At 43.4% G+C, this 19,191-nt stretch carries 15 protein-coding genes and 1 tRNA gene; 10 read left to right on the forward strand and 6 right to left on the reverse strand.

Annotated features, from left to right (window positions below):
* The first annotated feature begins 116 nt into the window (after positions 1–116).
* Both CYLST_RS33050 and CYLST_RS35715 read left to right on the forward strand, forming a co-directional pair.
* The gene (locus CYLST_RS33050; RefSeq protein ID WP_425389069.1) at positions 117–275 is read left to right on the forward strand and encodes an HNH endonuclease; all 159 of its coding nucleotides are present in this window, start codon (positions 117–119) and stop codon (positions 273–275) included.
* Between the two features lie 21 nt (positions 276–296).
* A complete protein-coding gene (locus CYLST_RS35715) occupies positions 297–536 on the forward strand; it encodes a hypothetical protein (protein ID WP_085960571.1) in 240 nt (79 codons plus the stop codon).
* 88 nt (positions 537–624) lie between these two features.
* On the opposite strand, the gene CYLST_RS03440 is transcribed toward CYLST_RS35715, so the two are convergent.
* Positions 625–3,336, reverse strand: a complete 2,712-nt coding sequence (locus CYLST_RS03440; RefSeq protein WP_015206309.1) for a DUF3536 domain-containing protein — start codon at positions 3,334–3,336, stop codon at positions 625–627.
* Positions 3,337–4,035: 699 nt separating this feature from the next.
* Here CYLST_RS03440 and cax point away from each other — a divergent pair.
* Together cax and CYLST_RS03450 are read left to right on the forward strand one after the other, a co-directional pair.
* Positions 4,036–5,115 (forward strand): calcium/proton exchanger, encoded by a 1,080-nt coding sequence (cax, locus tag CYLST_RS03445; RefSeq protein WP_015206310.1) that lies wholly within the window; start codon positions 4,036–4,038, stop codon positions 5,113–5,115.
* A gap of 388 nt (positions 5,116–5,503) precedes the next feature.
* Positions 5,504–6,055 (forward strand): peptidoglycan-binding domain-containing protein, encoded by a 552-nt coding sequence (locus CYLST_RS03450; protein WP_015206311.1) that lies wholly within the window; start codon positions 5,504–5,506, stop codon positions 6,053–6,055.
* Between the two features lie 122 nt (positions 6,056–6,177).
* Here the strand turns inward: CYLST_RS03450 and CYLST_RS03455 are convergent, their stop codons facing one another.
* Together CYLST_RS03455 and CYLST_RS03460 are read right to left on the reverse strand one after the other, a co-directional pair.
* The gene (locus CYLST_RS03455; RefSeq protein WP_015206312.1) at positions 6,178–8,598 is read right to left on the reverse strand and encodes a sucrose synthase; all 2,421 of its coding nucleotides are present in this window, start codon (positions 8,596–8,598) and stop codon (positions 6,178–6,180) included.
* A 368-nt stretch (positions 8,599–8,966) separates the two neighbouring features.
* Positions 8,967–9,039 (reverse strand) — tRNA-His (locus tag CYLST_RS03460).
* A 122-nt stretch (positions 9,040–9,161) separates the two neighbouring features.
* On the opposite strand from CYLST_RS03460, the gene CYLST_RS03465 reads away from it, so the two are divergent.
* Positions 9,162–9,542 carry a DUF4359 domain-containing protein gene (locus CYLST_RS03465; protein WP_015206313.1) on the forward strand — a complete coding sequence of 127 codons (381 nt, stop codon included), beginning with the start codon at positions 9,162–9,164 and terminating at the stop codon, positions 9,540–9,542.
* Between the two features lie 74 nt (positions 9,543–9,616).
* On the forward strand, positions 9,617–10,966 hold the full coding sequence (locus CYLST_RS03470) for a serine/threonine-protein kinase (protein ID WP_015206314.1): 1,350 nt from the start codon (positions 9,617–9,619) through the stop codon (positions 10,964–10,966).
* A 40-nt stretch (positions 10,967–11,006) separates the two neighbouring features.
* Here CYLST_RS03470 and CYLST_RS03475 read toward each other — a convergent pair whose 3' ends face one another.
* Positions 11,007–11,426 carry a hypothetical protein gene (locus CYLST_RS03475; protein ID WP_041232944.1) on the reverse strand — a complete coding sequence of 140 codons (420 nt, stop codon included), beginning with the start codon at positions 11,424–11,426 and terminating at the stop codon, positions 11,007–11,009.
* A 172-nt stretch (positions 11,427–11,598) separates the two neighbouring features.
* On the opposite strand from CYLST_RS03475, the gene CYLST_RS03480 reads away from it, so the two are divergent.
* The 3 genes from CYLST_RS03480 (at position 11,599) to cobA (ending at position 13,369) form a co-directional block, all read left to right on the forward strand.
* Positions 11,599–11,784, forward strand: coding sequence for a hypothetical protein (locus CYLST_RS03480; RefSeq protein WP_015206316.1), 186 nt, complete (start codon positions 11,599–11,601; stop codon positions 11,782–11,784).
* A gap of 92 nt (positions 11,785–11,876) precedes the next feature.
* On the forward strand, positions 11,877–12,593 hold the full coding sequence (locus CYLST_RS03485) for a sirohydrochlorin chelatase (protein ID WP_041233407.1): 717 nt from the start codon (positions 11,877–11,879) through the stop codon (positions 12,591–12,593).
* The gene (gene cobA / locus CYLST_RS03490) at positions 12,590–13,369 is read left to right on the forward strand and encodes a uroporphyrinogen-III C-methyltransferase (protein ID WP_015206318.1); all 780 of its coding nucleotides are present in this window, start codon (positions 12,590–12,592) and stop codon (positions 13,367–13,369) included. The genes CYLST_RS03485 and cobA overlap by 4 nt, the downstream gene beginning before the upstream one ends.
* Here the strand turns inward: cobA and CYLST_RS34140 are convergent.
* Together CYLST_RS34140 and CYLST_RS03495 are read right to left on the reverse strand one after the other, a co-directional pair.
* Complete coding sequence (locus CYLST_RS34140) at positions 13,329–13,559, reverse strand: hypothetical protein (protein ID WP_015206319.1); 231 nt, start codon at positions 13,557–13,559, stop codon at positions 13,329–13,331. The genes cobA and CYLST_RS34140 overlap by 41 nt on opposite strands.
* Positions 13,522–14,601 (reverse strand): RNA-guided endonuclease InsQ/TnpB family protein, encoded by a 1,080-nt coding sequence (locus tag CYLST_RS03495; protein ID WP_015206320.1) that lies wholly within the window; start codon positions 14,599–14,601, stop codon positions 13,522–13,524. The genes CYLST_RS34140 and CYLST_RS03495 overlap by 38 nt, the downstream gene beginning before the upstream one ends.
* Before the next feature lie 489 nt (positions 14,602–15,090).
* Here CYLST_RS03495 and CYLST_RS03500 point away from each other — a divergent pair, with 489 nt between their 5' ends.
* Positions 15,091–19,158, forward strand: coding sequence for a PAS domain S-box protein (locus CYLST_RS03500; protein WP_015206321.1), 4,068 nt, complete (start codon positions 15,091–15,093; stop codon positions 19,156–19,158).
* Positions 19,159–19,191: the final 33 nt, after the last annotated feature.

Genomic DNA, 19,191 nt, shown 5'->3' on the forward strand with positions numbered 1-19,191 from the left:
CAAAACTGCGGTGACACAACTTTAGAGGCTAGTACCGCTTTGTCGGAATTAAAAATTAACAATTAAAAAAGCAGATTCCACAAGCTTTTGAGTTGAATTTCACTGGTTAGTTATTTTTGCCGCGCTGCACTAGTTGGCCTAATGACCATATTATCCCCTCGGCTCGTGGTGGTCAAAATGAGATTAGCAATCTACAAACTCTCTGCTTTATCTGCAACCAGCAGACAAAACTGACCCCCGCTTCCAGCGATATTTTCAGCTTTAGGCTAGGATAAACTGTTATTCTCTCAGGTTTTATGCCTAAAAAACTGGATAATTCCCGAAGATTTCCCAAATTAATTCCCGCTTTCCTGTACTTTTTCGCGGTTATAGCTGTTTTAGTCGCTGCCTTTCCTTGGCTGTATGAGATAAAAACAAAGGCGGGAATCGATATCTCACACAGTCGCCATGCCGGCACTTTTTTTGAGAAACATACTCATGGACTGTTTAAGTGTGAGTGGCTTTATCCATATCATTGCAAACGACCAAGAAGTTAATTATTACATTTATTATCTCGAAGATCCCCCAAGACTTGGGGGATCTGAGTTAATCTTTCTAATGGTGATTGTATTGGCAAAACTCCAATTACAACTTATTCAAAATCATGCTCACATCAACGGCTAACTTTTGTCCCAACTTCAGCAATTGACGAGATTGAGTCGCATCTGCTTCTTTAGCTAAGGTGGTGAGACACAGAGGTAAGATTTGACTGTGCAAACGACTGAAGTATAGTTCCTGGGATCGATGTAGAGAAATGCCAAGATTTAGCTGATATCCTACATCAATCAGTCGTTCTAACCTTTGGATATCTGCATCAAAGCTACCATTGGCTTCATGCAACAAATTCCAAAGCGATCGCACAATTAACTGTTCTAATATCTGCTTACCTTCAGGGATATTCAGCCGACAACGCAGATGTTTGGCTTCGGTGGCGATCGCTTCTAGCTCGGCGATGTGATTGTAACTTAATTGCGGTTCGGTGATATCTTGCTCTAGCGATCGCAATGTTGTCATACAGCGATAGCCTAAAGCAATCTCTGCTGCTACCTGCAATTCTTGCGGCACCTCTAATTCATCCCGATGGAACGCCATAATCACACCGTAATTATCACGATACGCTTGGGTATAGAGTTGGTCTAAGCGTGAAAGTGTTTCCTGACTTAACAGCCGCATAATTCGGTGGCGTTCTTCCGCAAACAGATTCTGCAAACTAAAAGTTTCATTCCCAAAAATCTGCGTCATTACCAAGATGCATTGAGCCGCACTCGCTTGTTTCAGCGCCCCAAACAGCTTTTCTTTCAATTGGCTGTAGTCGCGCCTGCCGGTAAATTGTTGAATACAGCAATGGAAATCCCAGCCCCCTAAATGAAGCACAGCAAACACCAAATGTTCACTTTCCCAGGTAATTTCTGACACCAGCTTTAAATGACCTACCACCATAGTCAACGATCCCATGCGTTGCATTTGGTAATCTAACTCATTGGCGTTGTAGCAATAAACGCGATTTTGGCAAGCATGCGGGCTGGTGTTAGCCGCATCTTGTGGTGAGGAATTTTTGTGATTTGTAAATAGGGAAGTAATCGCGTAATGGGCAGCGACTTGCTTAAAACCAATTTGGGCAGTTAGCACCAGTTGGCGATAAATTTCACCCCCATGTCTAAAGTGTTCCACATTACTAGGAGCTAAACCCAGGCGTTTCAGGAAGCCTTTTTCTAGCTGCACACCCGCCACATCTCCCGCCAATTCTAAAGCACGGGAGGCGTAACGCAAAATTTGTGTTCCTTCTGGGCGGGAAATTTCTTCAAAAAACCAGCCGCAACTGGTGTACATCAGCAAAGCATGACGCTGCATTTCCAACAGCCGCAGGGCGTCTACCTGTTCGGCGGCTGTAAGTTTGTGGTTTTGATGGCGTCCGAGGAAACGGCTAACATTAGCAGGAGAGCGATCGCGCAACACCTGAATATATTCATCCCTTGCTTGCCAGGGATCACTAAATAACTGCTTACCTTGCTCCTCATACACCGCTATGAGCTGATCCCGCAGCCAATTGAGCGCATTTCGCAAAGGACGACGCCATTTTTGATGCCAAACGCCCCCTTCACCACCGCAGCCACAATCCTCTTGCCATCTGTCTACGCCGTGGGCGCAACTCCAGGCTGTGATTGGTTTTAATTCAACTTCCCAAGTGGGAGTATTTAAGCTGAGGTAGTGGGCAAAGTTCGTCACAGTCCAACCGTGATCAGGAAACTCGCCAGTAAAGGCATAAGCTAAAGTTTTTTCGGTACCTTTTTTGTGATGCCCAAAGGTTTCGCCATCCGTGGCCACAGAAATTAATTGTGCTGGACGATGATCCCCACGCACTGCCGAACCGATGCGTCCGGCAAAGTGACTGGAATTATAAACAACATCGCTAAAACCCATATCGCGGGATATCGGGCCATCGTAGAAGAAAATATCAATATAAGGTAATCCCTCTGTACTTTCCTGCTTTGAGGCTTTGCCGTTGCTGGTGACGCTGGGATTCAAAGGTGAAGATGGACAACTGAGGCTAGGCTTCAAATAACAACGATAGGGACGGGTGGGATCAATCTGATTACCACCAACTTCATGCCATTCAGGATGGGGATCATTCTTCGTGGGTAGGAGACGACAACGCTGTGCTTGAGATGGTGCCAGCACCACAAAGCGAATCCCTTCCGCTACCAGAATTTCTAGAGTGGCATAGTCTACAGCAGTTTCTGCCAGCCACATACCTTCGGGATCACGTCCAAACCGGGATTTGAAGTCTTCTTGACCCCAACGAATTTGGGTATATTTATCGCGTTCGTTAGCCAAAGGCATGATGATGTGATTGTATACTTGCGCGATCGCATTTCCATGACCTTGCAAACGCTGCGAACTCGTCACATCCGCCTCCAAAATCCGCTGATACACCTCCACATCGTGGCGTTCCAACCACGACATCAGCGTTGGCCCAATATTAAAGCTCATGTACTCATAATTATTCACGATCCCCACAACTTCGCCTCGGTCATTTAGCACCCTGGCAAAGGCATTTGGGCGATAGCATTCCCAGTGAATGCGCTCATTCCAGTCATGGAAAGGTGCCGCACTCGGTTGGCGTTCAATCGCGTCTAGATAAGGGTTTTCTCGTGGTGGCTGGTAAAAATGACCATGAACCGTTACATAAACACCTGTAGCTGTTTTTAGGGGATCGCTATCAGGGGTGGGTTGATTATCTTGGTGTAATGTGAATCTTGAGCCAGAGCTAACTGGCAATTCAGCAGCTGAAGTCATATGTATTGATCCAAAAAAAACTTGCAGTTGTGCCAAAAATATTGTAAATGTACCTGTTTACAGTCCCTAGAACCTAAATTCCGGTATATACAACTATGGGATACAACTAAATTTTCGCGAAATGTAGTCTTAGTCTTGCGGGAAATCTGCGTTATCGCACAGCCCGTTCCCCGAAGAACCAAAGTAAACAGCAATTCAACAACAGACTTAGGTAGGGGTTTTTCTGATTAGCAGCGCCAATGAGCTATTCATTTTAATGGTCTTTCAAACCATTAAACCCCATTTTTGGTGTAAAATCCGGGCTAAAATTCATAGTTTTGCAACAAAAGATTGCAACATCTCAGTAAATCGCAATTATATTTTACACATCTCTCACCCAACTGGCTTGACGTACTCCCCCGGCTGAAGCATGGGGGCTTGACGCTTCACGAGTCTTAAAAATTCTCAGTGGCTCCACAGACGCTTGAGACTATTGTAAAACTTTGCTCATTTTATAGACATTTATAGCTAGGCATAGTAAGGGTTACACCTGCTTTCTTAAAGGCTGAGATATTTATCTATGCTTTTAGAAACTATCCTAGTAGTGCTGAGTTTCTCCTTCAAAAAAATCAAACCAATTCTTTAATCTCCATTCAAAACTCAAGACTCAGCACTCAAGACTGCTTCCTGTAACTGATTACCCACAATTCGAGATGACAAATGTCCGGTAAAAACATTATTTTGTTCGTTCTGTTACTGTTTATACCAGTTTCCCTAGCAGCCCACTTTCTGGAGTGGGGTGACTTAATAGTTTTCATCACAGCAGGATTAGCAATTCTCCCCCTAGCAGCTTGGATGGGTACAGCTACAGAAGAAATTGCTGTCGTAGTTGGGCCCACCTTAGGAGGATTATTGAACGCCACCTTTGGCAACGCTACAGAACTAATCATTGCCCTAGTGGCCCTGAATGCTGGTTTAGTGGATGTAGTCAAAGCCAGTATCACGGGATCAATTATCGGTAACTTATTATTAGTGATGGGTCTTTCCATGCTTTTGGGCGGACTGCGCTACAAAGAACAGACATTTCAGCCAATTGTGGCGCGGGTGAATGCTGCTTCTATGAATTTAGCCGTAATTGCCATCCTGTTGCCCACAGCAATGAACTTTTCTTCTCTAGGAATTCCCGCAAAAACGCTGCAAAATCTCTCTCTTGCCGTTGCCGTAGTCTTAATATTAGTCTATGGTCTGACGCTGCTATTTTCGATGAAAACCCACGCCTATCTATATGACATAGGTGTAGCAGAGATAGAAGCAGAGGGTCTCCCCCATGAAAAACCTAACGTTTTGTTGTGGAGTGGTGTGCTGCTAGTCTGCACTCTCTTAGTAGCTATTGAATCAGAATTACTAGTCGGTGCGTTGGAAGTAGCCACATCTCAACTAGGTTTAACGGCACTATTTACAGGGGTGATTTTAGTTCCCATCGTGGGTAACGCCGCTGAACACGCTACAGCAGTCACCGTAGCCATGAAAGATAAGATGGATCTTTCTGTTTCTGTGGCTGTGGGTTCAAGTATGCAGATTGCCCTATTTGTCGCTCCAGTTTTAGTTATTGCTGGGAGGATAATTGGTCAACCAATGGACTTGGATTTCAACCCCTTTGAATTAGTTGCTGTGGCTGTGTCGGTATTGATTGCCAACAGCATTAGTTCCGATGGTAGGTCAAATTGGCTGGAAGGTACTTTGCTCTTAGCTACCTATACAGTTTTGGGCTTTGCCTTCTATTTCTTTCCAGTCCCTTAATCGATTTTTAGGGTAATTATTGCCAGACCGCTCGCCTTTGGCGAGCGCTCTGCGCCATCGCTTCAGGTTAGTTTAGCTCGGAGCGATCGCTTTTTGTAAATTGGTAATTTATTGATTTCAGTATCTCTAAGCCAAAATATTGTCAATAATTCAGACAATTTGCTCTTACTGCAACAGTTGATTTAAGTGTTGTATTTTACAACCAACGCCAGCATGACAGAGAGAAATAGCCCACAATCAGAGAAAATTATGCTGATTTGACTAGGGGATAATTTCCCTCAAGCCAAACTATTACATGTTTCTTTTGATAATTGTCAGTATACAATATTCCGGAATAGTTCAATTTTAAATGTCAGAATAAATAGTGGCTTTAGCAAAATGAACTACGATGACTGAAATTGACTTGCCAATGACAGGCGTGTTAAATACAAAACAACCATATTTGTCAGAGCAGCGATCATTTCAGCAAGAAAATGGTGTGCAGAAGTTCACAAATAGTCAGTTATCTCAGTCAGTTCCTGCTGCTCAAATCACACCACCTGAATTCATCCAAATAAACGGAACTTCCCAAACTAGACTATCAGCACTCGCCATCAAGAAGAATAAAATACTTCAGAAAATCATTAACAAGTACCTATCTTCAGAATCTTCTACCTTAGCGGATGCCCAAAATCTCCAAGGGAGTGACAAAGACGACACAAAAATCGCCATAAGATCTCAAAAGTTTAATAGTCAACCCTTGCCAATCTTAAGTTTTGGTACTTCAGGTATTTCCGTTAGAGTCTTGCAACGGTTGTTAGTGTCTAACGGCTATGGAATTCGAGTTGATGGGGTTTTCGGACCACTGACCGAAATAGCTGTCAAAGCTTTTCAAAATCAACGAAATTTAGGAGTAGACGGAATAGTTGGTCAAAAAACCTGGGGCGCGTTGACAATCTAAGTCGGTGGGTTAATTGTTGATTATTAAGTACTCCCTTGCCCAAATTAAATTACTAAAACTTGCAGACTTGGTTTGATGACTCAATCCAAGCATTTCAAATGGGAAGGGAGGGATCAGGGGATCTACCGATACTTATGTTGCTCTAATAGTTGTTGCGCCCTAGGTTTATAAATTAAATAGAATAAAGCCTCAATATAACGTAACAAATCTTCTCTCTTCTCCTTCGAGGTAAAATTCCAAAATCCATAAATCCGCGCTAATGATAGCAGTTTGGTAGTGTGAATTTTCCAGGTATATGCACTGTAAACTCTTTTAATTGCTGCCTGGGAGATTACACCCCAAGAATTGGGATCACGTTTGCATTTTGTGATAAATTTGAGAATTTTTGCCGCTGTTTCCTCGAAATTTGTTGGGTTAATATAAAAGCCATTCACCTGATCTTGAATAATTTCCTGTGGGCCACCAAATTGTGTAGCAAAAGTTGGTAGTCCGCAAATCATCGCTTCTAATATTGTCAAACCAAAAGCTTCAAATAAAGCTGGTTGCACAAAAATTCCCCGGTGGTCAGCAATTACTCTGTAAATTTCGCCTGAATCACTTTTAGATAGACGCACACCCAACCAGCGAATCTTGCCGTAGAGATTATACTTTTCAATGATGCGATAAAGTTTAACAATTTCGTCCCGTTCTTCGTTATCATTTGATTCTTCCACACGCAACTTACCCGCCACCAAAATTAAGTTACAATGCTCCTGCAATTCTAGGCTTTTCCCAAAGCATTCTGCTAACCCAGTGAGATTTTTAATCCGGTCGAGACGTGCCATTGAGAAGATTGGGCGTTTGCTGGGTTCATCGAGTTTACCGAATATTTGACTAGAATCTTCTAGGGTGAAGAGCTTTTCTGTAAGACGTTGGCGATCGCTTTCTACTCGGTCTTGAATTTGTGAGTAAGGAAAATAGTAATTTTCATTCACTCCAGGCGGTACTACATTAAACTTAGGACTAAATAATTTAATTCCATCAACTACGTGGTATAAGTCTGGCATGGTGAAGCATTTATAAGATTCATACTGACCTACACTATCCGGTGTGCCCACAATTTCTTGGTAGGTGCTGCTGATGATAAAATTAGCAGCATTCATCGCCAGCAAATCAGCAGTGAATTGCAAGGAGAAATGATATTTATCATCCAAATCTTGCCAGTAGAGGTTACTAAATAAGTATTTAGATTTTTCCAAAGCATGGGCAATATTGCACTGAGTAACTTTCATCCGTCGCGCTAATAAAAACGCCACTAAGTTGCCATCAGAATAGTTACCCACAATTAAGTCGGGTCTACCGTTAAATTCTGCCCGTAGTTCTCTTTCTGCATCAATAGCGTAAGTTTCTAGATAAGGCCAAAACTCAAACCGAGAAATCCAGTTTTGAGTCATGTGAAGATTGAAATCCCGCAAAGGCACTCGCAAAATCCAAGCGTTTTCGGTACCGTGGACTTTTTCTAGCCGCTGATTACAAAGGGTGCCATCACTATGAGGAATTAGGCGAGTGAGAATAATCACCTTTGGCTGGACATTTAGTCCTTGCAAACCAGCTAGCATGGCATCTTCTTGCAGCTGCTTTTCTAAACTTTTTGCCTGGTCTAGGACATAAACTACCTGACCACCAGTATCGGGACGCCCCAAAACTCCCTCTTGTCCAAACCAGCCGTGGGGGGACACCAAGACAATTTTAAAAATCATCGGGATACGAGAAATGAAGGCTTCTAGTAGCTGGGGGTCGGGAGAGTCGATTAATTCATCAAGAATGTTCAGACTTTCCCGTACACGTTCGGCTGTGTTACCCCATCCTGGTTCAAAACCCAACATTTGCAAAGCATATCGGAATTCTTCGTAGGGTTGATCATTGGGGAGATCGCTTACAAGGTCTATCGCTTCCTTAACTTGCTGCGAAAGCTGTTGCTGTGATTGAATGCGATTGCTAATTAGCAACTGGACACCATTGTATTGGTGTAGATTCAAGAAAAGATACAAGCTTTCTAGCCATTGCTGCGAATCTTGTGAGAGTTTGCTGGATAGGTAACGGTTGAGAAACTGTACACCCTTGCCAATCTGTTTCGGGTCGCGCATTAGCGGGGTATAGTCATAAAACGGGCCAAAATCGAGTTCTAGCAAGTCACCTTCGTAAGGATGAAATTTGTTCACGAAGCGATCGCGTAAATCTAGTAATTCCTGCACCGTCATCGCCTCAAGGCTCAAATCTGCTGTCAACCGATAAATTTCTTGACTGGCAATCTTGGGGCGGATAATGAAATAGAAGTTCGAGTCCTCTAGAATAATCTCTTGAGTATAGTAAATTAGTTTATCTAAGTTAGAAGAAATGTAAAAATTATCTGGATTTTGGGACTTGGAGTAATATTCGCTATAAACATTAAGTATGTCGTTACGCAGCAGATACTTCTTTTTTTGCTGGCGTAATTCACTAAGTAATGAACGTAAATTGTTCTTTTCTTCGCTATCTAGAACTGTTTGAAGTAACTCAGACATGATCATCTCACCAGGCTAGGTTATGACTAAGCGGATTAACACGAATAAATCTCTCCCAGGAGCAACCGCCCTCCAGAAGGCATATCAAATCGTGTTCATCCTTACCTAAAATATCGATGTCTAAGTATTTTTGGCACTAACGAAAGGAGTACAATTTTAGTTTCTTTAGATAGATGTCAAGAAAAACAGTTGAATCAAAATCAAATCACTGTCTGTCACGTCTTGATGCGCTTAGGGAATACCAAAAAATAAATGTAAGTCCTAATATTTATAATTTAAGCTAATAGAACACCTAGATTTAACCGCTCATCTCTATGAGAAGTAACACTGCTCTGTCTGCCTAAGCGAATAAATTATTATTTATACAGGGCGAACGATGGGACTTGAACCCACGAATGGTGGTACCACAAACCACTGCCTTAACCACTTGGCTACGCTCGCCATTCACTCCCTGAGTATAGCATACCTCTGGGAAATTGATCCAGTTTTTTTTTGCAAGGAACGGACTCAGTTAATCTAGAGTCTTGGAGTGTAACGACTACAGCGAATTACATTTGGGAAATATGAAAGTTTTAACGATTATTACATGTGTGGCAGCAGCAGGACTCGCCACCTTGGGGGTGATAATGGCGAAGACAAATCCCGATCAGCCTAAATATGAAGAGTATGCGGTACAAGGGTTGACCAAATATTTAAAGTCCGATGTTTGTAAAAAAACGCCCAATCTGTTAGAAAATTTAATCAAAGTAAATTGCAATAAGTTGGTTGATACAGCTAACCCGCAAATCCGGGAAATCATTGCTGCAACTACGGTTAGGCAAAATTACATGATTTTTAGTGTTTACCGTACAGATTTAAAACTTAATTCTTGGGTACCTTCTTACAAATTTGAGACGGTAGGAGCATTTGATAATTTTTATACTTATAGCTCCGAACAGCAGTAAATCTAGGCGCGGAGAGTGTGCTAGTAGTTGGGAATACTTAAATATAGAAATCTCTGGAAATTCCCCACTTTTTGATGAGCTTCTGTACTAACCTTGACTGTCTTTACCCACACAACCCCGATCCGGCTCGATTTTGTACCAGTTGTGGTAAGCCACTGTTGCTCAAAGACCGCTATCGCCCGCTTCAGCCCATTGGACGTGGTGGCTTTGGCAGAACGTTTTTAGCTGTGGATGAACACCTTCCCTCCAAACCCAGGTGTGTAATCAAACAACTTTGTTTTCCAGAGGCAGATGGGGAAAGCTTTCGTAAAGCAGTGGCATTATTTCGCCAGGAAGCAGTTCGCCTAGATGAGTTGCGGCATCGCCAAATTCCCCACCTGCTGGCGCACTTTGAACAAGAGAATCGGTTGTATTTGGTGGAGGAATTAATTACGGGACAGACACTAGCCCAGGAATTGCAACAAAACGGAGTATTTAGCGCCACGCAAATTTGGCACGTGCTAAAAGATTTATTGACCGTGCTGCAATTTGTCCATTCCCGACAAGTGATTCACCGGGATATTAAGCCAGCAAATATCATGCGAAGGTTGCCGGGTGGGGATCTAGTTTTGATTGACTTTGGAATTGCTAAACAAATCACTGCTACAGCATTCCTACATACGGGTACGACAATAGGCAGCCCAGAATATATGGCTCCTGAACAAACGCGGGGCAAAGCCTTACCAGCTAGTGATCTCTATAGTTTGGGTGTGACTTGCATTTACTTACTAACTGGCATTTCTCCGTTTGATTTGTTTGATCTGACTAGCGATCGCTGGGCATGGCGAGATTATTTGCCTAGTGGTATGATTTTGGACGCTAAACTTGCGGAAACTCTGGATAAATTGCTGCACAATGCCCTCTCCCAACGCTACAAATCTGCTGCCGAAGTTTTACAAGCCATGAACTTAGAAGCGCAACTCGTGAAAAAAAAGCTAATTAATAGCTTAAATTCTGAGGTAGGCGTTGATTATCAAAAGTTGCGCGACTTACTCGCCGCGAGGAAATGGCAACAAGCAGATGAAGTGACTTGGGTGTTAATGTGTCAGGCTTTATCCAAGCCAATTGGTAGCTATTTTTTTAGTGGCGATATTGAAAGGTTTCCTTGTGAGGATTTACAGATAATTGACGAGTTGTGGATGAAGTACAGCCGGGGGCGTTTTGGTTTCACGGTGCAAACCAAAATCTACGAAAGCTATAACAATGATTATGGGCAGTTCTGCGCTGCTATTGGCTGGAATCTCCCCAACTCAACGAGTCCTGCCCAGAGATTATCTTTTAGTTTGTCAGCACCGATAGGACACCTACCCTCTCACCTTTGGGCTGGTGGTACTCAATTGTGGCGACACATCAATGCTTTAGCGGCAAAACTGGCAACCTGTTAGTATGAGGCTGATATTAACTCACTCGCTTCTCTTGCCAGCTTTAGCATTTCGTCAACAACATCCTTTTAGCTTGTTTTGATGTTATTAACTGTGTTGCTTCCCCTAGTGTTAACACTTGTGCTTTTGCAATCTGGCAATCTTCCAACAGACTCGCAGCTTTTTCAATCAGAGCAATTGCTCGATTAACTTTTCTCGTTTCATCTAAGATAGTTTGATTGATTGGATTATCAATTTTCTCATTGGCTGGTAAGTGCAATAGGTGTACTTCTCTGTTGTTTAATCCACTTCTCAACGTATTGGCGCTATATCTGATGCTTTTAGCGTGAGCTATGCGTCCTTTAGGATTACATGAGAAAAATTCTAGTAAAAACTGGTATTGGGCATCCAGTATTATGTTAACTAACTCAGTCTGGTTTGACTCGATGCCTGTGATGTCAGCATTCACGAAACTTGCAATCATTCGTAATTGCTCACAACTAAGAACTAGTAGCGATTCAGGAGTATGCATATAATAGTAGTTGCCTGAGAAGGTGATTAGAGGTTGCTAACTTGACCGGGAAACAACCTCTAATCTATTTAATCTCGTGACGACACGTGAATCAATTTTTTTAATATTTCTTAATAATATTTATATGGCTAACCCTAAAGGTAATCCTGAAACTCTCAAACCATTCACCACTGACAGAGAGGAACCATTGACAGCAAAGCTGACGGTACGAATTACCGAATCAATGGAAACTGAACTTAAGAAACAAGATAATCCACCTGAATTTGTGCGGGAAGCGATCGCAGAAAAGCTAGATAAACAAGGTAAATAATCCAGCTATACAAGCAGGTGAGGTGTTTCCTATATTGTCCGATAAATTATCTGATAACTTAGATGAAGTTAAGGTTGATTGTGATTGATTCTATGTTATCTACAGCATATCTATTGGTATCTCACGGAAGTCGTGATCCGCGCCCAGAAATGGCGATGCAGCAACTGGCAAAGCTGGTGTGTGAGAAATTACCAGATAGTAAACAACTGGTTGGCATAGCTGCTTTGGAATTGAGTGCTCAACCTTTACATGAACAGATTAGACAATTTGCCGAGAGTGCTTTAGCCTCTGGGTGCAGTAGCCTAAAAATTGTCCCGCTGTTTCTGCTGCCGGGAGTACACGTGATGACAGATATACCCGCAGAAGTAGCACTGGCGCAACAGGCTATTGGTGAAGATATGATGATTGACTTGCTACCTTATTTAGGCACTCACCCCGGTTTCGGGAAGTTGCTGGCCCGTCCATTGGCTAATATAAAAGCAGAGGCAGCGATTTTGTTAGCTCACGGCAGCCGTCGTCCTGGTTCCCAAGAGCAATTGTCAGCAACGGCAGATAATCTGGGAGCAGTGGTAGCTTGTTGGGCTGTGCCTCCTAGTTTAGAATCACGAGTGAAAGAGTTGGTAGCTGCTGGCTCTCGGCAAATTGCAATTTTGTCATATTTTTTATTCGCTGGTGGCATAACCGATGCGATCGCTAAATCAGTAGAAGAGCTAAAATTACAATTTCCGGGGGTGACTTTCCAATTGACGGAACCTTTGGGAGCGAGTCCAGAATTAGCTCTGCTGATTTGCAATTTAATAGACACATGAACTCCACAGACAAGGAGGGGAAAAAGCTTTTGGGTAAGGTTTATTTGGTAGGTGCGGGGCCCGGAGATCCAGGATTGATCACCCTCAAAGGCAAAGGTTTGTTGGGGTGTGCAGATGTCGTTGTCTATGATGCCTTGGTGAGTCCGGCGATTTTGGCAATGATTAATCCCCAAGCAGAGCAAATTAATGCTGGTAAGCGGATGGGGAGACATTCACTGTTGCAGGAAGAAACCACCCAACTGCTGATCGAGAAAGTGCAAGATCATGCCATAGTAGTGCGACTCAAAGGCGGTGATCCGTTTATCTTTGGTCGCGGTGGCGAAGAAATGGCAGAATTAGTAGAAGCGGGAATTGCCGTGGAAGTTGTGCCCGGTATCACATCGGGGATTGCCGCCGCTGCTTATGCAGGTATTCCCTTAACTCATCGACTGTATAGTTCTTCAGTGACATTTGTTACTGGTCACGAGTCGGCAGGTAAATATCGACCGAAAGTAAACTGGAATGCGATCGCCCAAGGTGCCGAAACAATAGTAATTTATATGGGCATTCACAATCTGCCCTACATAGTCGAACAGTTAAGTTTAGCTGGGTTGAGTTTAGACACACCCATTGGTTTAGTGCGTTGGGGTACAAGGCCAGAACAAGAAGAATTAATTGGCCAGTTGGGGACAATTGTTGAGCAAGTAGAGCAAACTAAATTTAGCGCCCCGGCGATCGCAGTAGTCGGGCCAGTGGTTAATCTGCACGGTATTTTGTCTGGCTGTCGTCCAGTTTGATAATTCGCGCCAAAAACACAGCCCCGGCAACCGTTTCGGGAACTTTGACTGCTAGTTTTTTGGATTTATCTGCTATATAAATCCTAGACAAGTCTAGACATTTACTTCTTACTTCAACGGGAGCATGGGAGCGGTTATCCCTCAGTAAGCTTTTACGCCACAGCCTGACGCGATAAGTTAATTGCTGCATTTAGATCCCTGTCCATCTCAAAACCACAGTTTTCACAGTGATAAGTCCTTTGAGATAAAGAAAGTTCCTCTTTCTTGTGTCCACAATGAGAACAGGTTTTACTAGAGGGATACCATCTATCAGCAATAAAGATTTTACAACCAAACTTTTTAGCTTTATATTCTAGCTGACGTTTAAACTCATAAAATCCGCAGTCAGCTATTACTTGAGCTAATTTCTCATTTTTCAACATCCCTAAAACATTTAAATCTTCTACTACTATTTTGGCGTGGTTTTTGCATAAATAGGTAGTGATTTTGTGGAGAGTGTCTTTTCTCAAGTTGGCTATTCTTCCATGATGTCTAGCTAACTTTATTTTGCTTTTAAGTCTATTGCTAGAACCTTTAGACTTCTTAGCAAGAGAGCGAGACAATTTTTGTAATTTGGAGAGATTTTGTTGGTAATGTTTAGTCTGAGGGAAAACTACTCCAGTGCTTAAAGTAGCTAATTGTTTTACTCCTAAGTCTACACCAACAACATCGTGCTGTTTTAAGGTTGGTTTAGATTCTTGCTCATAACTCAAAGCAATATACCAACTATCAGCAGTTTTAGAAATAGTGAGACTTTTACAGGTAGTATGTGGTAATCCCTCATAGGTTTTTACCCATCCAATAGTAGGTAATTTTATTGATTTACCACCTACAGGAATTGGTTTACCACTGTTGTCAATAGTAAAACTATCATTTTTCCCTTTTTTTTTGAAGCTAGGATATTTAGCTAGCCCTTGGAAAAACCTCTTGAAGGCTTCACCCAAGTGATCAAAGGCATATTGAGTGATTTTCTGACAAATACCTTTTTCTTTAATCCAGGTGAATTCAGGTTTAACATAGTTATTAAAGAACTTTTTCAGAAGATACTTGTCGGGCTTTAATCCATCTTTGTACAAATCTTGCCAAGTGGCTATTCCCCAGTTAAAAGTAAACCTAGCTATCCCAGCGTGTTTACACATTAATAGTTCTTGGGATTTAGTCAGTTTGAGTTTTGTTTTAATGGATAAAAGCATTGACTGAATTCAACACTGTACTCTAGTTAATATTATACAAAAGACGGATGAAAATTTAGCACGATAGCCAAAAAAATCCTTCTTCAACTTAGATAATGACTTTCATACTCTCCTGTTGCCCTGTTAATCGCTAGAAGAAAAGCGAATAGAGTTAAAAGCTAATAGTAATTTCATCAAAGGCAAGGGAAAAGAAAATAAGAGGTAGTCAAAATTTTTCTATATTTGTCTAGCTTTGTCTAGGTTATTGGTTACTAGTAAATAACTCTTTTTTTTACCTTTGCCCTCAGTAAAGGAGTGCTTACTGAGGATAAAATCTTGGTCAGAGGTCAAGAAAGTCATTACCCCAATATTCATCTCGTCACTCGCACTCAGATGAGTGCGAGGTAGATTTTGGCTGAAACTCGAAAATTCTCTGCCTTAGGAGTAATTTATATAAAGTAAAAATTGAGTTTGAATGAAAGTGACTGTGTATATACGGATTAATGCCTCATGAAGCGCGATCGCACAGGTAAGTTTGTTAGTAATTGGGATTCTGAGACTAAAGAACAGGTTAGTGTCACGCTTACCGCTACTGCATGGCGACTACTAGAGGAGCAAGCTCAAAAGCTAGGAATTTCTCGCTCTGAAGTGATTGAACACATTGCCCGCAGCTTGGGAAATGAACAACATCTCGATTCCAATATTCATGGGGCGGATGCTGAAAACTCTTGGCGACAATTGGGCAGAGTTATCAGCCAGGATCAGCATCCCCAACTCATCGCGGCTCAAGAAATTGAACGCCAGGTGACAGTGATCCTTGAAAGTATTACCGATGCTTTTGTTGCCTTTGATCGCAATTGGTACTACACCTATGTGAATCAGGCAGCAGTTGAAATTTTGCACAAAACACCAGAGGAACTGATTGGAAAACACGTTTGGAACGAGGTGTTTCCTGAACTTGTAGGTGGGATGGCCTACCAAGAATTCCATCGAGCAATAGCGGAACAGGTGCCGGTCACTTGGGAAGAATTTGGGGAGCCTGTTCAGTGTTGGTTAGAAGTGAATGCCTATCCGTCTGCCGAGGGTGTGGCGGTTTATTTTCGTGATATCACAAAGCGCAAGCAGGCTGAGGCAGAGCGAGAGCGGTTGCTGCAAGATCTGGAAACTGAACGCACCCGATTTAAAGCGGTTTTGCAACAAATGCCTGCTGGGGTGATGATTGCCGATGCCGCTTCTGGTAAGCTGATTCTGGCCAACGAGCAAGCTAAACAGATTGTGGGGTACGGCTATGAACAGTCGCTTGAGCTTGAGGAGTATATGCCTATTACTCCATTTGACGCCTTTCGCTCCGACGGACAGCTCTATGCCCCTAATGAGTACCCGCTAGCGCGATCGCTCTTGAGGGGTGAAGTGGTTTCTAACGAAGAAATGGAACTACATCAAAGTGATGGCAGCCAGATGTTTCTCCATGTAAATTCTGCACCAATTCTTAATCACCAGAATCAAATTGTTGCAGCCGTTGTCGTCTTCCAAAATGTCACCGAGCGCAAGCAGGCTCTTGAGCAACTACTCAAGAACCTCCAGCAAAAAGAAGAAATTCAGCAATTCCTGATCGAATTGAATGATCTAATTCGTGCCATTCAAGACCCGAAGGAAATTATGTGGCAGGTGGTTCGCGCCACAGGGCAGCATTTCCAAGTCACTCGCTGTACCTACGGTGAAATTGATTCCACCCAGGAATATGTGATCGTCGATCGCGACTATTGCAATGGTGTAATGAGCGTGATCGGTAGACATCACATGGATTCCTTTGGTTCGGAAATTATTGCTGAGTTGAAGCAGGGCAAAACAATCGTTGTGGATGATGTCGATATCGATCCTCGGACTGCCGGCTCTGGAGCAGCTACCTTTGACGCTATTGAGACGAAGTCTCTGCTGTGTGTTCCCTTGGTGAAAGAAGGACGGTTTGTGGCGCTATTTGTGCTGCACCATGTTGCTCCCAGGCAGTGGACAGAAGATGACATCGCAGTCATGGAGCGAATTGCCCAAAAAACCTGGCTAGCCGTGGAGCGATCGCGGGCAGAAGCGGAATCGCGAGAAAGCAGAGCTAGGCTGCAATTGGCGTTGATGGTCGGACGGATGGGAACTTGGGACTGGGATATACAGATGAATACGATCACCTGGTCAGATGGTCACTTCGCCATAATCGGACTTCAACCAAACGATTGCAAACCAAGCTATGAACTCTGGATCAAGAGCGTTCATCCAGAAGACTTAGCAAAAACAGAAGTAGCACTTCAACAAGCCATGCTCAACAGAACAGAGTATCACCACGAATATCGAACAGTTTGGGCAGATGGCTCCATTCATTGGACAGAAGCGAGAGGACAATTTACTTACAATCTAGAGGGACAGCCTACGCGGATGATTGGCCTTGTGATTAACATCACAGAACGCAAGCAGGCTGAACAAGAGCGGGAACAATTGCTAGAACGCGAACGAATTGCCTGTGCTCAAGTAGAAGCAGCACAGCGTCAACTAGCAACCATTTTTGAAACCTCTCCGGTGGGAATTGCCCTGTTAAATGCACAGCAGCAATTTATTGCCATTAATCAAGCACTAGCAGAAATCAACGGACTAACCTGCGAACAACACTTAGGGCATTCCATTCCCGAACTTTTTGGTCAATCTGATCCAAAATTAGTCGAACTCTTTGATGAAATCTACACTACAGGCAATCCTTTTATCTCACCTAGCCTTGCTGTCAACGTTCCCGGACGTAACGATCGCCAACCGGGTCACTACAACGTTCACTATCTGCCAACAACAAACTCAAACCATCAGGTAGAAGACGTTTTAGTGTATGTCGTAGATGTGACGGACCAAGTACGGTTAGAGCGTGCCCAACGCTTTCTTTCAGAAGCGAGTGCAGTCCTGGCCTCTTCTCTCGATTATCAAACCACCCTAGAGCGAGTGGCAAAGCTGGCAGTACCTGAGTTGGCAGATTGGTGTACAGTGCATATTGTTGCAGAAGATGGCTCAATCGAGCAAATTACTGTTGCTCATGCCGACCCTGCTAAACTCGAATGGGCCGACAAAATCAGACATAAATATCCCCTAGACCCGGATGCTGCTCGCGGTGCTGCATTTACACTACGAACTGGGCAATCAGATTTGTTGGTGGATATTCCAGATGAGTTGGTCGTACAAGCAGCCCGTGATCCAGAACATTTAGAAATTTTGCGGCAGGTTGGGTTTAAATCTGTAATGACAGTGCCACTACGAACCCAAGCACGAATTCTCGGAGTTATTTCCTTTGTTTCAGCCGAGTCTGGGCGATTATACGACGGAAGCAATTTGCAACTAGCCGAGGAACTGGCTCGCCGTGCTTCCTTAGCAATCGACAATGCTCAGTTGTATCAGTTAGCTCAACGCGATCGCGCCAAAGCCGAATCTGCTAACCGGGTGAAAGACGAATTTTTGGCCGTACTGTCCCATGAACTGCGATCGCCTCTCAATCCAATTCTCGGCTGGACACAAATGCTCAGAGGTAAGCGGCTAGATGCCGCAAAAGTCGACCGAGCCTTAGAAACAATCGAACGCAATGCCAAGCTGCAAGCGCAATTGATTGAGGACTTATTAGATGTCTCTCGCATCCTACAAGGAAAAATGACGTTAAACGTCGCTCCAGTTAAACTAGCTGCCACGATTGAAGCAGCCTTAGAAACGGTACGACTGGCAGCATCCGCCAAGAGCATTCAAATTCAGACCACACTCAACCCAATTTCCGGAACCGTTTTAGGTGATATGAACCGCCTACAACAGGTTATCTGGAATCTTGTCTCCAATGCCGTCAAGTTCACACCACCTGGAGGGCGAGTCAAGGTACAACTATCACAGGTTGGCATTTATGCTCAGATTCAAGTCAAAGACACTGGAATTGGCATCAGTTCAGAGTTTTTGCCCCATGTGTTTGAATACTTCCGGCAAGAAGATGGCACCACCACCCGAAAATTCGGCGGACTGGGATTAGGATTAGCGATCGCGCGCCATTTTACTGAACTGCATGGAGGAACAGTTCAAGCCAGCAGTCAGGGAGAAAATTTAGGGACAACATTCACCGTCCAACTACCGTTAAAACTGATCGAGCAGGAACTATCTTTTGATCACAGCCAATTAGAAAGTGTGGCCCATTTAACAGGCATTCAGATATTGGTCGTGGATGATGATGCAGATATCCGAGAGTTGACCGCATTCATCCTCACACAATCTGGCGCACAAGTGACGACAGCCGCAACGGCAGCACAGGCATTAGACCGCTTGAATCAGTCTGTCCCTGATTTGCTACTGTGTGACATCGGTATGCCAGAAATGGATGGCTATTTCTTAATTCGGCAAATTAGAAAGTGGCCAGATGAACTGGGAGGAAACATTAAAGCGATCGCCCTCACAGCTTATGCCGGAGAAATAAACCAGCAACAAGCCTTAGCTGCCGGATTTCAGATGCATATTTCCAAGCCTGTTGAACCGGATAATTTAGTGCAGGCAATTATCAAATTACTTCATCCCATCGGGTGAGGCAAATCATTACAGCCTTAATTAGGGCTAAGA

The sequence above is a fragment of the Cylindrospermum stagnale PCC 7417 genome, from assembly GCF_000317535.1.
GTDB classification, from domain to species: Bacteria; Cyanobacteriota; Cyanobacteriia; order Cyanobacteriales; family Nostocaceae; genus Cylindrospermum; species Cylindrospermum stagnale.

Bases quoted from the DNA above. Each gene is read 5' to 3' on its own strand.
- CYLST_RS03450 (WP_015206311.1), top strand. From the start codon at position 5,504: ATGACTGAAATTGACTTGCCAATGACAGGCGTGTTAAATACAAAACAA.
- CYLST_RS03485 (WP_041233407.1), top strand. From the start codon at position 11,877: ATGTTATCTACAGCATATCTATTGGTATCTCACGGAAGTCGTGATCCG.
- CYLST_RS03465 (WP_015206313.1), top strand. From the start codon at position 9,162: ATGAAAGTTTTAACGATTATTACATGTGTGGCAGCAGCAGGACTCGCC.
- CYLST_RS03480 (WP_015206316.1), top strand. From the start codon at position 11,599: ATGGCTAACCCTAAAGGTAATCCTGAAACTCTCAAACCATTCACCACT.
- CYLST_RS03495 (WP_015206320.1), bottom strand. From the start codon at position 14,601: ATGCTTTTATCCATTAAAACAAAACTCAAACTGACTAAATCCCAAGAA.
- CYLST_RS03475 (WP_041232944.1), bottom strand. From the start codon at position 11,426: ATGATTGCAAGTTTCGTGAATGCTGACATCACAGGCATCGAGTCAAAC.
- CYLST_RS35715 (WP_085960571.1), top strand. From the start codon at position 297: ATGCCTAAAAAACTGGATAATTCCCGAAGATTTCCCAAATTAATTCCC.
- CYLST_RS03440 (WP_015206309.1), bottom strand. From the start codon at position 3,336: ATGACTTCAGCTGCTGAATTGCCAGTTAGCTCTGGCTCAAGATTCACA.
- cax (WP_015206310.1), top strand. From the start codon at position 4,036: ATGTCCGGTAAAAACATTATTTTGTTCGTTCTGTTACTGTTTATACCA.
- CYLST_RS03455 (WP_015206312.1), bottom strand. From the start codon at position 8,598: ATGTCTGAGTTACTTCAAACAGTTCTAGATAGCGAAGAAAAGAACAAT.
- cobA (WP_015206318.1), top strand. From the start codon at position 12,590: ATGAACTCCACAGACAAGGAGGGGAAAAAGCTTTTGGGTAAGGTTTAT.
- CYLST_RS03500 (WP_015206321.1), top strand. From the start codon at position 15,091: ATGAAGCGCGATCGCACAGGTAAGTTTGTTAGTAATTGGGATTCTGAG.
- CYLST_RS03470 (WP_015206314.1), top strand. From the start codon at position 9,617: ATGAGCTTCTGTACTAACCTTGACTGTCTTTACCCACACAACCCCGAT.
- CYLST_RS34140 (WP_015206319.1), bottom strand. From the start codon at position 13,559: ATGCAGCAATTAACTTATCGCGTCAGGCTGTGGCGTAAAAGCTTACTG.